Raw genomic sequence first — 14,092 nt, 5'->3', positions numbered from 1 at the left:
GTGCCGTGACTGCCGCTCTTCCGCGGGGGCCGATCACCGGGGTGCCGGCCCGCGGGTACGCCCCGCCGGCGCCGTTGCCGGGTGTCCTCGTCACGGGTACCGCTCTTCCCGGCGCCGTTGCCGGGGTCCTCCCCAACCGGTACCGCTCCCCCGGCACCATTGCCGGGGTGTCCTCGTCACGGGTACCGCTCCCCCGGCGCCGTTGCCGGGGTCCTCCCCACCGCACCGCTCCCCCGGTGCCGTGCTCAGATCAGACCGCGTCGCATCGCGTACCCCACGGCGTGGGCCCGGTTGCGCAGCCCGAGCCGGTTGATGATCTCGTGCAGGACGTTCTTGACGGTCCGTTCGGAGTAGGAGGTCTTGGCGGCGATCTCGCTGGTGTCGAACCCCTCGGCCACCAGCCGCAGCATCTCCGCCTCCCGGGCCGTCAGGGTCGACAGGGTCAGCCCCCGCCCGTCGAGCATGGTCCGCTGGAGCATCCCGATCCGGTCGAGCAGTTCACCCAGCAGGTCCCCGGGCATCACCCCCTCCCCCTTGGCGAGGGCGGTGATGAGGTGCACCAACCGGTCCTGGTCCGCCTCCGAGCGCCGCAGCACGGCGGCGACCCCGCACTCGACGATCGTCTGCAGCCCGCCGGCCTCGAAGTGGCCCACCACCAGGCCGATCCGGCCCGCCGTGGCGAGCCGCAGCCGCCGCAGGTGCTCGGCCACCGCCTCGGTCAGGGCGTCGACCACCAGCAGGGAGACCTCCGCGCTCCCCGCCTCGCTCTCGCTCAGCAGCTCGACCTCGGGCCGCTGGCGCAGCTGTTGGACCACGCCGGTCTGCAGGATGATGTCCTCCGCGTACACCGCCACGCGTATCTGGGCCGGCTTCCCGCGGGCCTGGACGGGGATTCCGACCCCCGACGGACGGGTGGCGCCCGCCGTCCGGGAGGCGCTGCCCGCCGTCCGGGAGCCGTTCATCACCCGGGAGCCGCCGGACCGCGACGAAACCGGGGTCCGCTGCGCGGTGACGACTCCCTCACCGCTTGTATCGGTCGACGTCATCGAACTCTCCATTCTCCATCGGACATTCAGTGGTGCCGGCCGGCTGCTCCGAGGGGCGGGGCCGGCCGTCGGCCCAGGGGGCCTCAGGGGCGGGGGGCGCGGGCGGCGGCACGGTGCGCGCGGTGCGCCGCGGCGGCACCGGGCAGGGCCGGTCCGCCCACGCGGGCAAGGGGTGTGCCCACGGCTTGCCCGCAGGGACCTCTTCGCGGGCGGTCCGTCGGCCGTACCGTCACGCCATGACCACATCCGCCGAACTCGGCCTGCCCGCGCTGACGGTGGCGCCCGGTGGCGTGGCCACCACGACCCTGACGGTGCGCAACGACCTCGACATCGTCGAGGCGTACGCGCTGGAGGTGGTCGGCGACTGCGCCGCATGGACGACGGTCGAGCCGGCCCGGGTCTCCCTGTTCCCGGGGACGTCCGAGACGGTGACGATCCGCCTCGCCCCGCCGCGCTCGCCCGCCGCCCGCGCGGGTGAGTTCCCGCTCGGCGTCCGGGTGCTGCCGACCGAACGCCCGGAGCTGGTGACGGTTCCGGAGACCACCGTCACCGTCACACCGTTCCACGAGTTGCAGGCCGCGCTCGCCCCGCGCCGCCGGCGCGGCTGGCTGCGCGGACGCTACCGGACGTCGGTGCGCAACCTCGGGAACGCGCCCACCACGGTGGTTCCCACGCCCGGCCAGCCCGGCGAGGACCTGCGTTTCCGGGTCAGCCCGGAGCGGCTGCGCCTCGAACCCGGCGAGTCCGGCGAGATGCGGCTGCAGGCCCGCGCCCGCAAACTGATCTGGTTCGGCAAACAGGCCACCTGGCCGTTCGAGGTCACCGTCGCCCCGGCCGATCCCGCCGCCGGCCCGGACGGCGTCGGCAAGGACGGGGACGGCAAGGACGGGGACGGCGGTGGAAAGGGCGGGTCCGCCCCGGCCGTGGATCCGACGGCCGCCCAGCACCCGAAGCTCGACGGGGAGTTCCTCCAGGTACCGGTCTTCCCGAAGTGGCTGCTGGCCCTGCTGGCGGCGCTGATCGCCCTGCTGCTGGCCTGGTTCGCCCTGGTCCGCCCGGCGGTGCGCAGCTCCGCGAAGCAGGCCGCCGAGAAGGCCGTCGCCCAGCAGAACGCCACCCCGACCCCGATCGCCGCCGCACCTGTCGACGGCGCGCAGCCGGCACCCTCCGGCGGGGCCCCCGCCGCAGCGGGCAAGCCGGCCGCCGGTCAGCCCGGCGCCGGTCAGGCGAGCGCCGGGGCCGGCAGCCGCGGCCAGGGACTGGCCGTGCCCGGGACCGGCCAGCAGAGCTCCGCCACGATCGAGGTGCAGACCGCGAGCGGCTCGGCGTCCACGGGCAACTACCAGGTGCCGCGCGGCAAGGTGTTCGACATCACGGACATCGTGGTCGCCAACTTCCAGGGCGACCAGGGCGTGCTGACCATCACGGCCGGCAAGCAGACGATCACCACGATCGCTCTGGAGACCTTCCGCAACCAGGACTACCACTGGGTGACTCCCATCCAGGTCCCCGCGGACCAGGCAGTGACGGCGAACGTGACCTGCGAGTCACCGGGCACCCCGGCGTCGGGCAAGCAGGCGTCGACCTGCCACGAACTCCTCAATGTCAGTGGGACGCTGAGCGACATTCGGCAGGGGAACTGAGTCGACGCGCACCGTGCACCTTTCCTCCCCGGGCGACCGGGGAGGAAAGGTGCTCCTGACGCCCCGGCGATGTCAACGACCCCTTCCCCCGGAACCACTCCCTCCGCCCCCCGTGATCCTGCCCTGCTCGTGCCCCCGCACAGCCCGTGACCATGTCAACGTCCGACGGACACCCTGACCCGTTCGGGCACCAACCGCCAAATCGGACCGCTCCCACCGCCCCCACCCGGCTGCCCCTCGGGGAACCCGTCCGGGCCCCCGGGGGCAACCGACCCTTCCCCCGCGGACGGTGAGGTCTGCCCCCGAACGGTGCTGACGCACCGTCTCCTCAACAGTAGCTTTGCGGTGTTTCCGCACCGGAGGCGGCATCAGCGCCGTATGCGCACCGAACCGCCACATGGAGGAAGGAGCCCGTTCGCCGTGCGCGCTCACGAATCCGACCGGCGGACCGACCGGGGCCCCGCCCCGGACGCCACCCGCACCGCGCGACCGGGCCCGCGGGCCGCCGGCGCGCTCGCCCTGCAACGGACCATCGGCAACGCCGCGGTGTCCCGGCTGGTCGACCGGGCCGGTTGCAGCGGACACCGACGCGGGACATCGGGTTCTGACAGGCGCCACGGCTGAAGTACCCGCCGGGCGCCCCGCAGCAGGGCGCCCCGCCACCCGTCACAGGTGCTGCTCGGCCCAGATGATCTTGCCATCGGGCGTGTAGCGCACCCCCCAGCGGTCGGTGAGCCGGGCGACCAGGAACAGCCCGCGGCCGCCCTCGTCCTCGGCGACGGCGTAGCGCAGGTGGGGCGCGGTGCTGCTGCTGTCGAAGACCTCGCAGATCAGCGTGCGGTCGTACAGCAGCCGCACCCTGATCGGGTCCGTGGCGTAGCGGATGGCGTTGGTCACCAGTTCGCTGAGCACCAGCTCGGTGACGAAGGCCGCCTCGTCGAGCCCCCACCGGGCCAGCTGGCGGGTCGCCTCGGCACGGACCCGCGCCACGGCCTCCGGCGCCGAGGCCACCTCCCACTCGGCGGTCCGGTCGGGCGCCAGCACCCGGGTACGGGCGACAAGCAGGGCGATGTCGTCGCTCTGGCGGGCGGGCAGCAGGGCGTCGAGCACCGCGTCGCAGACCTCCTGGGGCGATCGGCCGGGGCGGGCCAGGACGCTCGTCAGGACGTCCAGCCCGACGCCCATGTCCCGGGTCCGGTCCTCGACGAGACCGTCGGTGTAGAGCACCAGGTTGCTCCCCGGCGGCAGCCGCACCTCCACGGCCTCGAAGGGCATCCCGCCCAGGCCGAGCGGAGGACCACCGGGGAGCTGGAGGAGCTCCACCGTGCCGTCCGGGTGGACGACGGCGGGCGGGGGGTGGCCCGCCCGGGCCAGCGCGCAGACGGCGGTGCTGGGGTCGTAGATCGCGTAGAGGCAGGTCGCCCCGGTGATCGCGGCCTCTCCCCCGGCCGCGGCCGCCTCCTGGTCCAGGTGGGCGACCAGTTCGTCCAGGTGCCCGAGGAGTTCGTCCGGCGGCAGGTCCAGGGTGGAGAAGTTCTGCACGGCGGTGCGCAGGCGGCCCATGGTGGCGGCCGCGTGCACCCCGTGGCCGACCACGTCGCCGACGACCAGGGCGACCCGGGCCCCCGGCAACGGGATCACGTCGAACCAGTCGCCGCCGACACCCGCCTGCGCGGGCAGGTAGCGGTAGGCGACCTCGAGGGCGTTCTGCTCGGGCAGCGACCGCAGCAGCAGGCTGTGCTGGAGGGTCACGGCCATGGTGTGCTCGCGGGTGAAGCGGCGGGCGTTGTCGACGGAGACCGCGGCCCGGGCGGCCAACTCCTCGGCCAGTGAGAGGTCGTCGTCCTCGAACGGGCTCCTGCCCCGGCCGCGCCAGAAGCAGGCGACGCCCATCAGCACCCCGCGCGCCGTCAGCGGAACGGCGATCAGCGACGTCAGGCCGAAGTCCAGCACCGCCTGGGTGCGCTCGACGTCCTGCATCCGCCAGCCCGCGTCGGTCGCCAGCTCCGGGACCAGCGAGGGCCTGCCGCTGACGAAGCCCGCCGCCTGCGGGGTGCTCCCCGCCCACCGGACCAGCGTGTCCTGGGGATACAGCGGCGAATCGTCCCGGACGCCCGCGAGGGCCACCCGCCGCAGCTCCACCGGGGCGCCGACGGCCCGGGTCTGCGGTTCCTCGCCCACCAGGACCTCCTCGGCGAGGTCGACGGTGGCGTAGTCGCAGAACTCCCGGGTGGCCGTCCCGGCGAGCTCCTCGGCGGTGTGCCGGACGTCCAGGGTGGTGCCGATGGCCATGCTCGCGTCGTAGAGCAGCCGGAGCCGGCCGCGGGCGACCTCGGCCTTCCCCGCGAGGGCGCGCAGTTCGGTGGAGTCGCGCAGGGTGGTGACGCTGCCGGACGGGCCTCCCCTGCCCTCGGACGGGCCTCCTCCGCCACCGGACGGCCCCGCCGCACCGCCGGATGCCGCCGCACCGCCGCCGCTCGTTCCCGCCCTGCCGTCGACGAGGCGTCTGCTGACGGTGGGGCGGCTGTTGACGGCCAGCAGGCGGTCGCCCACGGGCAGCACCTCGTCGGTGACGGCCGTGTCGGAGAGCAGCAGTTCGGTCGTCCGGGGGTCGAGTCCGAGGTCGGTGACGGCCCGCCCCTCGACGTCCGGGGGCAGGTCCAGGAGCCGGCGCGCCTCGTCGTTGGCGAGCAGGACCCGCCCGTCACCGCCGACGATGGCCACGCCCTCCCGCACCGCGTGGAGCACCGCGTCGTGGTGCTCGTACATCCTGGTCATCTCCTCCGGCCCCAGGCCGTGGGTCTGCCGCAGCAGCCGCCTGCCGACCAGCGCCGTACCGGCCGTGGCCAGGCCGAGTGCGACGGCGGCGGCGCCCAGGACGACCGGCAGCTGGTGGTCGACGGCGCTGCTCACGTTGGCGACCTTCATCCCGGCGGAGACGATGCCCACGACCCCGCCGCCGGCGTCCTCCGCCGGGACCACCACCTGGTACTCCAGGCCGAGCGGGCCGTGCACCTGCTCGACGGTGACCCGCCCCTGCAACGACGGCCCGATGGTGCCGACGAAGTGCTTGCCGATCTGCGCCGGCTCGGGGTGGGTGTACCGGATGCCGTTCCGGTCGGTCACCACGATGAAGTCGACCTTGGCGTCCTTGCGGGCCGCTTCGGTCAGCGGCTGCAGCACGGCCGTGGGATCGGGGCCCTGGATCGCGGCCACCAGACCGGGGCTGTGGGCGAACGCCTCGGCCGCGGCGAGCGAACGGTCGCGCGCGGCGGCGAACCGGTCGCTCCGCGACGCGATCAGCAGCGCGACGACCGCCGCCACGACGATCAGCAGTACGACCGCCACCTGGAGCAGGAACATCTGACCGGCGACGCTGCGGATGTCCAGCACCGACCGCAACCGCCGCACCGCAGGATCCCCGGGGCCCGTGCGCGGCGGTCGCCGCCCACCGCGGCGACCCTCCGCTCGGTGCGGAGCACGGGGGCCGGGGCCAGTGTCTCTCGCCATACCCCCATGGTCCCGCCGTGTCCGCCGACCCACGAGGTGCCCCGCCCGCCGTCCCGGCTCACCGGGGAACGGACCGGATCAGCAGCAGCGCGACGTCGTCGGTGCGGTGCTCTCCGTGGCCGGCCCGGTCGACGAGGGCGTCCGCCAGCCGGTCGAGCGGTTCACCGCCGTGGCGGGCCAGGGTCGCGGTGAGGTCCGCCAGCGCCTGGTCGGGATCCGCGCCGGGCGTGTCGACGAGACCGTCGGTGTACAGGGCCAAGGTGGTGCCGATCGGCAGGTCGACGCGGACCTGCGGGTAGTCGGCGGCCGGGTCGACGTTCAGCACCATGCCGACGATCGGCTCCAGCGCGGCCGCCCGGCCGTCCGGGCCGTACAGCAGCGGCACCGGGTGGCCGGCGTCCGCCAGCCAGGCCTCGCGGCGCGCCAGGTCGACCCTCAGGTACGCGCAGCTGGCCAGCAGGCCCGTGTCCAGGTCGGCCACCAGCCGGTTGGTGCGGGAGAGCACCGTGCTCGGATCGGCGTCGGCGGCCGCGAAGGCCCGTACGGCCGTGCGGATCTGGCCCATCAGCGCGGCGGCGTTGACGTTGTGGCCCTGGACGTCGCCGATCACCACGGCCACGGAGTCGGGCCCGACCGGGATGAGGTCGTAGAAGTCGCCGCCGATGTCCATGCCCTCGGTGCACGGCAGGTAGCGGGCGCTGACCTCCAGGCACGGGACGTCCGGCAGCGCCCGGGGCAGCAGGCTCTCCTGGAGGCCCTGGGCGAGGTCGAGCTTGGTGTCGTACAGCCGGGCGCGGTCCAGCGCCTGGGCGATCAGTCCGCCGAGCGAGGTGAGGACGGCGCGCTCCTCGAGGTCGAAGCGGTGCGGCTCGGCGAAGGCCAGCACGCAGGTGCCGATCAGCCTGCCCGAGGTGACCAGCGGCAGGTACGCCCAGGCGGCCATCCCGTCCTGCGTCTCCTGGCGGCCGGGGTAGAGCCGCTCCAGCTCGGCGCGGTTCTCGAAGTACGCCGGCACCGGGTTGGTGGATGCCTGGACGCCCGGCGTGGGCTCGGTCAGCGGGGTGCTGTCGAACTGGTCGACCAGCCCGGGCGGATAGCCGTGGTGGCCCACGATGCGCAGTCGGCCGCCCTCGGCCATCAGCACCGCCACGGCGCGGGCGCCGAAGGCCGGGACGATCTGCTCGGCGATCATGCTCACCACGTCCTGCACGCTGACGGCCTCGGTCAGCGCGCCGGCGAGGTGCAGCAGGTGGTAGAGCGCCCCGGGCCGGGTGTGCGCCGCCCCGTCCGCCGGTGGCCCGGCAGGACGGTCGCGCCCGTCGGCGTCGGCGGCGCCGATCCGCGCGGTCAGCCCGGACGGGTCGGGGAAGAGCTCGAAGGACAGCCACCGGTCCGGCGGCCGCCAGGCGACGAACGAGGTGGGCTGGCCGCTGATCATCGCGGAGCGGTAGTGGTACTCGTACACCGGGTCCCGCAGCCAGGGCAGGGCCTCCCACGGTCGGGCGCCCAGCAGCCGCCCGACCGGTTCGCCCAGCTGCTCGGCGGCGGCCGGGCTGACCGCGGTCAGCCTGCCGTCCAGATCGATGTCGCACACGCCCTCCGGCAGCCGTGCCACCATCGCGGCGAGGGAGCGGGTGGTACCGCGCTCGGCCGCCTCGGGGCGCGGCCCGGCCCGGACCGGTCGACCCGCCAGGGCCGCCTCCGCCAGGACCTCGGCCAGTCGTGCGGCGAAGGCGGCGAACCGGTCACGTTCACCGGTCGACATCTCGGGCGGGTGCGTGGCGGGCCAGATCAGGAAGACCGCCCCGTACGTGACCCGCCCCGCGACCAGGGGAGCGGCCGCCAGGCAGAACGCGTACGGCATGGCGACCGCGACCCTCGGGTACCGGCGCGCCATCTCCTCCGCACCGCCCACCCAGACCACCCGGCCGCCCCGCACCGCGTCGGCCACCGGTACGGGTGCGGTGATCCCGACCCGCTGCCACGGCCTGGTGAACTGCCGGGCCGCGCCCAGCGTCACCGCCAGTTCCAGCCGCTCCCCGTCCGGCGACAGCAGGTACAGCCCGCCGATGTGCGCGTGGAGCCGGTCCGGCGCCGACCGCAGGACCTCCGCCGCCGCCTCGGGGCCGGGCCCGGCCGGCGCCGCCGCAGCGGCGGCCCCGGAGCCGGGCCCCGGCGACGGTTGCCACGGCACGCCCATCACGAGACCCCTATTCGAACCGACCAGTGAACCCGCAGGCTTCCTCCCATAGTGGCCCGGCCGCCACCCGTACGTCCCCTCGTGTCCCACGGGGCCGCCCCGCCCTCCGGGGAGGACCCGGCCCGGCCCGCCTGCTCAACGGCTCCGATCCGCTTCAACGACCCCGATCCCCGCCAAGGGCCCCGACCCGCGCGAACGCGTCCGCGAGGCATCCGGGCGCTCGGGGCCTGACGCTCCCTCCGCCGGAAGGCCCGGGGCGGATCCCGCCGGACACTCCCCGGGGGTATGGTGGCCGCAGAGCTCGCGCGACGCGGGACGACGGGACAGCGGGAAGGACGTCAGGGGTGGGTGGTGACCAGCTGCGGCGGACGGGCGCGCCCCGACTGCTCGCACTCTGCGCCGTCCTGCTCGGGATCTTCCTCATGCACGGCGCGCCGGCCTCCGCGGCCGGCGGCTGTCACAGCGCGGTGGGCGCCCCCTCGGCGATGCCGGGCAGCCATCCGGTGCCGGGGGGAGCGCCGGTAGCGCTCTCGCTGCCGGCGTCCGGCGCTGCCGCACATCCCGCGGCCGCGTCCCGGCCGGGCGGACCGCCGTGCGTGTCCACCCCCGCGCGCGAACGCTCCCCGCTGCCGTCGGCCGGCGGGCTCGCCGTCGCCGTCGTCGCCGCTGCGCTCTCCGCGCCGGCGCTGACGGGACGTCCGGAGGGCGGGCCGCACCTCCGGCGCAGGGGTCCGCCGAGAGGCGGACGGGACGTGCTGCTCCAGGTGTGCATCGCGCGTACGTGACGGGGCCGTGCCGGCGCCGGCCGGTCGGCCGGGCCGGGCCACGCGTCCCGCTCATTCGCGCGCCCTCCGGCGCGCCCGCGCACGAAAGATCATTCCGATGCCCCTCTCCTCCCGCTCCACCGTCCGTCGCCGCACCCTCAGCACGGCCGGTGCGACCGCCGTGCTGGCGCTGGCGCTGTCCGCCTGCGGCTCCTCCGCCGGGGACCACTCCGTGCCGGGCATGGACCACGGCGTCACCACGGCCGGCTCGTCCCCCTCCAACCCGACGCCGTCGACAGCCGGTGGCATGGAAGGCATGCCCGGCATGAACGCCGACGACGGCCTGGCAGCCGAGAAGAACGGCTACCGCCTCGAGGCCGAGCCCGCGGCGCTCCCGGCCGACCGGCCGACTCCCTTCCGGTTCACGGTCGTCGGCCCGGACGGCAAGCCGGTGACCGACTTCGCCGTCGAGCAGACCAAGACCATGCACTTCTACGCCGTCCGCTCCGACCTGACCGGTTACCAGCACCTCCACCCGACCATGGCCGCCGACGGCACCTGGACCGCGGACCTCGCCGCCCTCCAGCCGGGCAGCTGGCGCCTGTACGCCTCCTTCACCCCCGCCGGCGGCCCCGGCAAGGGCTCCGACCTCGTCCTCAGCCGCACCGTCACCGTCCCCGGCCAGGCGGTGGACACCCCTCTGCCCGCGGCGTCCGGAAGCGCCACGGCCGATGGCTACACCGTCACCATCCAGGGCGATCCGATGGCCGGCATGGCCCACCCGCTCACCGCCACCATCACCAGGGACGGCCGGCCCGTCACCGACCTCCAGCCCTACCTCGGCACCTATGCGCACATCAGCGCCTTCCACGAAGGCGACCAGGCCTTCGCGCACCTCCACCCGGAGACCCGGGCCGCCGGCGGAGACCACGGCGGACCGGCCCTCACCTTCCACGCCGAACTGTCCAGGCCCGGCAACTGGCGCACCTTCATCCAGTTCCAGACCGCCGGCCAACTCCACACCGCCGCAGTGACCCTGCACGTCAGCTGACCCGCCCCGGTGGGGTGCCCCCGGCAGGAGCGGCACCCCACCGAAGGCCGCCGGAGGACGGAGGGCGCGGCGGAAACCCCGGCCGTGCACGGCCGGATGCGCTCTCCTCCTCCGCCCGACTCCGTTGTATAACGGGGGCGAAGCGGACCAAGGGGGGTTCCACCGTGCAGGCGAGGAAGCAGCAGGGGCAGGCCGGGCAGTCCCGTCACGACGTGAGCCCGGCCCGACGGACCGGCACCCGGGCGAGATCCGCCGCCGGAGCCGTGCCCCGACAGTCCCCTGAGGCCGTCGCGGCCCTCCAGCGCGCCGTCGGCAACGCGGCGACCGGCCGGATGCTCCAACGAGCGGCCGGCGACCGGGCCGGGAACCGGCCGGTGGTGCAGCGGATGCTGGACGAGAACACCGTGGAAGCCGACTGCGCGGCCGGCACCTTCGACGGGCGGAGCGTCACACCCGGCAGGCGGGCGGCCGACCTGCGGAACATCGTGTGGCAGGACCACTGGGACGCCATCTCGGCGGTGTGCAGGAAGCACAAGTACACCATCGCCATCCGGGAGACCGGCGCGTTCTCGATCCGTCGGATCGCGGAAGGCGCCAAGGCCAAGCCGCACACCATCCTGGAGAAGTCGATCAAGCCCGGCTCCGTCGAGAAGAAGTACGGCACCGGCCCCGGGCAGGCCCCGGGGGACCCGGCCACCATCCTGGCCTGGCTCGAGGCCAACGACCTGAGCGGCTTCGTCGGCCACTGGGGCGCCCAGGGCCTGATCGGTGTGCGGATCGACAACCCACCCCCGACGCTCCCCGCCGGAATCGTGCACCAGGGCGCGAACAACGAGCCGTACGTGCCGCTCGACATGCAGCAGCCGGGCGGCGGCCCGGCCATGGTCGCCCTGAAGGCCGACCCGAACTGGAAGCAGTACCTCTACACCGGCGACTACGACCTCCACGAGGTCTACTCCGCCCAGGGCGGCACCGGCGGCGGCCAGATCCCGGAAGCGACCATGGAGAAGGCCAAACTCCTGAACCGGCTCAACGCGGGGATCGCCCTGAACACCCAGCAGGAGCCGGTGGCACGCCACGGCACGGTGGCCCTGGAGCACGGCCGGCTGCACACCCGGCCCGGCTCCGACCACGCCATGTTCCAGCACGGGGACCAGGCCACCTACCGGATGAACCAGTACCTGGAATCGACGGTCGCCCGGTACGCGCAGCAACTGGTCCGGGCGGTGGCCACGGAGGCCGACGAGCCGCTGGCCTGGTGCCGGATGGGTACGTGGTACGTGACCAGGAACCGCGAGGAGCACAAGGTCCTGCGCAGGCGCTGGAAGCTGGCGGTCCCCCACACCTGGGACGACGAGAACGTGGAGCGCACCGCCGGCGGCGGCTACCGCACGGCCCGCTACACCGCCTGACCCGCGCCCCCGGCCGGAACCGGGGGACCCGCCGCCCAGGCCACCCGGTGGGGGCGCACCCGCCCCCGGGCTGCCGGGGGCGGGTGCGGGCGGACGCCTGCGGCTGTCAGGAGGACCTGGTGATGGTGTAGACGACGTAGATGCCGCACTGAGCGCCCGAGCCCTGCGCGGTGACGACCCAGCCGGCCGGAATCGTGGACGGCCCGCAGACCTGCATGCTGGTCTGGTCGGTGACCTTGACGATGCTGTAGGTCCCGTAGGTGCCGCAGGCCGAGGAGTTGGTCTGGATGGCGGTGATCACCCAGCCGCTCGGGACGGCGGACTGCCCGCAGACCTGGAGGCCGGTCTGGGTGGTGACCTTCAGCAGCGAGTACAGCGGGTAGCTCCCGCAGCCCGCACCGTTCTGCATCGCGGTGATCACCCAGCCGGCCGGCACAGGCGAGTTGGCGCAGGCCTGGACGGACGTCTGGCTCGTCAACTGGACGATGCTGTAGGTCCCGTAGGTGCCGCAGGCCGACGAGTTGGTCTGGATGGCGGTGATCACCCAGCCGCTCGGGACGGCGGACTGCCCGCAGACCTGGAGGCCGGTCTGGGTGGTGACCTTCAGCAGCGAGTACAGCGGGTAGCTCCCGCAGCCCGCACCGTTCTGCATCGCGGTGATCACCCAGCCGGCGGGTATCGGCCAGTTGCCGCAGGCCTGGACCGAGGTGCGGTCGCCCAGCGGTACGAGGGTGTACGTGCTGTAGGTGCCGCAGGCCGGGGAGACGGTCTGGATCGCGGTGATCACCCAGCCCGGCGGGATCGGGGACTGCCCGCAGTCCTGGAGGACGGTCTGGTCGGTGACCTTCAGCAGCGAGTACAGCGGGTAGCTCCCGCAGGTGCCGGCGCCGCTCTGCATCGCGGTGATCACCCAGCCGGCGGGTATCGGTCCGTTCGAGCAGGCCTGGACCGAGGTCAGGGCCGAGGCGTCGGCGATGGTGAAGAGGCCGTAGCCGCCGCAGCCGGACCACTGCTCGCTGACGATCACCCAGCCGGTCGGCACCGGGGTGTAGCCGCAGATCGTCGTCCCACCGGCCTGCGTCGCGGTCCGCACGGCCTGCTCCGCCCCGGCCGTCCGCGCGACCGGCGGACCGGCCGTCGGTGCGGCTGCCTGGGCGATCGGCGCACCGGCCAGGGTCAGCCCTCCCAGCAGCAGCGCGACCACGGCCAGTAGGCGGGCCAGTAACCGTCTCAGTTCGGGCATGCGCATCCTTCATCCTTCGTGTGGCTCAAGTCTGTTGGCGCCTGAGAGCTTGGCAGGCCCGCGTCGCCGTGACCAGACCCGCTCCCCGGAACGCTCGGCCCCGGCGGCGGCCTCGGGGGCTGCGCACGAGGGCGACAGGACTCGTCCTCGTGGCAGCGGCCGACAGACGGCGGGGCCGGCTGTCCGTCAGCGCGCGCGGTCGGCAGCCGGCACGGGGGACGGGACCCCGCCGGACCAGGCCAGCAGCATCCGCAGGGCGTCGTGCGACGCGCTGCCGGGCTCGGCGGCGTACGTGATCAGTGCCTGCTCGGGGTCGTCCGTCGGGCGCAGGGTCTCGTAGGCCAGTTCCAGGTCGCCGACCACCGGATGGTGGAACCGCTTGGTCCCCGAGGTCTTGTCCTGCACCGGGTGCTCGGCCCACCAGCGGCGGAAGTCCTCGCTCTTCATCGACAGTTCGCCGATCAGGCTCGCCAACCGGGGGTCCTCGGGGTGCCGTCCCGCGTCCAGGTGGAGGTAGGCGACGTTCTCGCGGGCGCAGGAGGCCCAGTCCGCATACAGTTCGCGGGACGTCTCGTCGAGGAAGGTGATGCGGGCGACGTTGCGCTCGGCCGGGTCCAGGGCCGCGTAGTCACCGAACAGGGCGCACGCCGCCGCGTTCCAGGCCAGGATGTCCATGCGCCGGCCCATCACCATCGCCGGTATGTCCACCAGGTCGTCCAGCAGCCGCTGGAGCATCGGGCGCACGCGTTGCGGCTGGGCTCGGCGCCGGGGCGCGTGCCGGGCGGTCGCCTGCGGCCGGGCGAGGCGGTGCAGGTGCCGGGTGGCGTCCGCGTCCAGCCGCAGTGCGCGGGCGAGGGCGTCGAGCACCGCGCCCGAGGGGTTGGGCACGCGGCCCTGTTCCATCCGCGTGTAGTAGTCGACGCTGACTCCGGCGAGTTGGGCGATCTCCTCGCGGCGCAGGCCCGCGACCCGGCGTTGGCCTCCGAAATCCGGCAGGGCGACGTCTTCGGGGTGCAGGAGGGAGCGGCGGGAGCGGAGGAACTCGCCGAGGCTGATCGCTGTGCTCATACGGCGATTGTGGCCGTTCGCGGGTGGGGGGTGGGGGGGGGCGGCCCCGGCCCCCCCCCCCCCCCCCCGCCCCCCCCCCCCCCCCCCCCCCCCCACACACCCCCCCCCCCCCCCCCCCCCCCCGCCCCCCCCGCCGCGGCCCGCCGGGGCGGCCC

General features: G+C 74.5%; 8 protein-coding genes. 3 read left to right on the top strand and 5 right to left on the bottom strand.

Annotated features, from left to right (window positions below; all coding sequences use genetic code 11):
* Positions 1 to 245 precede the first annotated feature (245 nt).
* On the bottom strand, positions 246 to 962 hold the full coding sequence (locus ACGF07_RS25235; RefSeq protein ID WP_392902234.1) for a LuxR C-terminal-related transcriptional regulator: 717 nt from the start codon (positions 960 to 962) through the stop codon (positions 246 to 248).
* Positions 963 to 1,282: 320 nt separating this feature from the next.
* On the opposite strand from ACGF07_RS25235, the gene ACGF07_RS25230 reads away from it, so the two are divergent.
* A complete protein-coding gene (locus tag ACGF07_RS25230; protein ID WP_392902205.1) occupies positions 1,283 to 2,689 on the top strand; it encodes a hydrolytic protein in 1,407 nt (468 codons plus the stop codon).
* Positions 2,690 to 3,355: 666 nt separating this feature from the next.
* On the opposite strand, the gene ACGF07_RS25225 is transcribed toward ACGF07_RS25230, so the two are convergent.
* A complete protein-coding gene (locus tag ACGF07_RS25225; protein WP_392902232.1) occupies positions 3,356 to 6,052 on the bottom strand; it encodes a SpoIIE family protein phosphatase in 2,697 nt (898 codons plus the stop codon).
* Positions 6,053 to 6,257: 205 nt separating this feature from the next.
* On the bottom strand, positions 6,258 to 8,393 hold the full coding sequence (locus tag ACGF07_RS25220) for a SpoIIE family protein phosphatase (RefSeq protein WP_392902203.1): 2,136 nt from the start codon (positions 8,391 to 8,393) through the stop codon (positions 6,258 to 6,260).
* Between the two features lie 888 nt (positions 8,394 to 9,281).
* Here ACGF07_RS25220 and ACGF07_RS25215 point away from each other — a divergent pair.
* Entirely contained in the window at positions 9,282 to 10,214 is a 933-nt protein-coding gene (locus tag ACGF07_RS25215; protein ID WP_392902201.1) for a hypothetical protein, read from the top strand.
* A gap of 263 nt (positions 10,215 to 10,477) precedes the next feature.
* Positions 10,478 to 11,626: a hypothetical protein gene (locus ACGF07_RS25210; RefSeq protein ID WP_392902199.1), complete on the top strand. Its 1,149-nt coding sequence runs from the start codon at positions 10,478 to 10,480 to the stop codon at positions 11,624 to 11,626.
* A 106-nt stretch (positions 11,627 to 11,732) separates the two neighbouring features.
* On the opposite strand, the gene ACGF07_RS25205 is transcribed toward ACGF07_RS25210, so the two are convergent.
* Entirely contained in the window at positions 11,733 to 12,869 is a 1,137-nt protein-coding gene (locus ACGF07_RS25205; RefSeq protein ID WP_392902197.1) for a hypothetical protein, read from the bottom strand.
* A gap of 186 nt (positions 12,870 to 13,055) precedes the next feature.
* Positions 13,056 to 13,937 (bottom strand): helix-turn-helix transcriptional regulator, encoded by an 882-nt coding sequence (locus tag ACGF07_RS25200; RefSeq protein WP_350749381.1) that lies wholly within the window; start codon positions 13,935 to 13,937, stop codon positions 13,056 to 13,058.
* Positions 13,938 to 14,092: the final 155 nt, after the last annotated feature.

It is taken from the genome of Kitasatospora sp. NPDC048194 (genome assembly GCF_043202455.1).
Classification (GTDB): domain Bacteria; phylum Actinomycetota; class Actinomycetes; order Streptomycetales; family Streptomycetaceae; genus Kitasatospora.
This window is presented reverse-complemented; position numbering and strand designations above follow the sequence as displayed.

What these genes read in the sequence shown, in the direction of transcription:
- ACGF07_RS25235 (WP_392902234.1), bottom strand. Translation starts at nt 962, where the DNA reads ATGAACGGCTCCCGGACGGCGGGCAGCGCCTCCCGGACGGCGGGCGCC.
- ACGF07_RS25230 (WP_392902205.1), top strand. Translation starts at nt 1,283, where the DNA reads ATGACCACATCCGCCGAACTCGGCCTGCCCGCGCTGACGGTGGCGCCC.
- ACGF07_RS25225 (WP_392902232.1), bottom strand. Translation starts at nt 6,052, where the DNA reads ATGTTCCTGCTCCAGGTGGCGGTCGTACTGCTGATCGTCGTGGCGGCG.
- ACGF07_RS25215 (WP_392902201.1), top strand. Translation starts at nt 9,282, where the DNA reads ATGCCCCTCTCCTCCCGCTCCACCGTCCGTCGCCGCACCCTCAGCACG.
- ACGF07_RS25205 (WP_392902197.1), bottom strand. Translation starts at nt 12,869, where the DNA reads ATGCCCGAACTGAGACGGTTACTGGCCCGCCTACTGGCCGTGGTCGCG.
- ACGF07_RS25200 (WP_350749381.1), bottom strand. Translation starts at nt 13,937, where the DNA reads ATGAGCACAGCGATCAGCCTCGGCGAGTTCCTCCGCTCCCGCCGCTCC.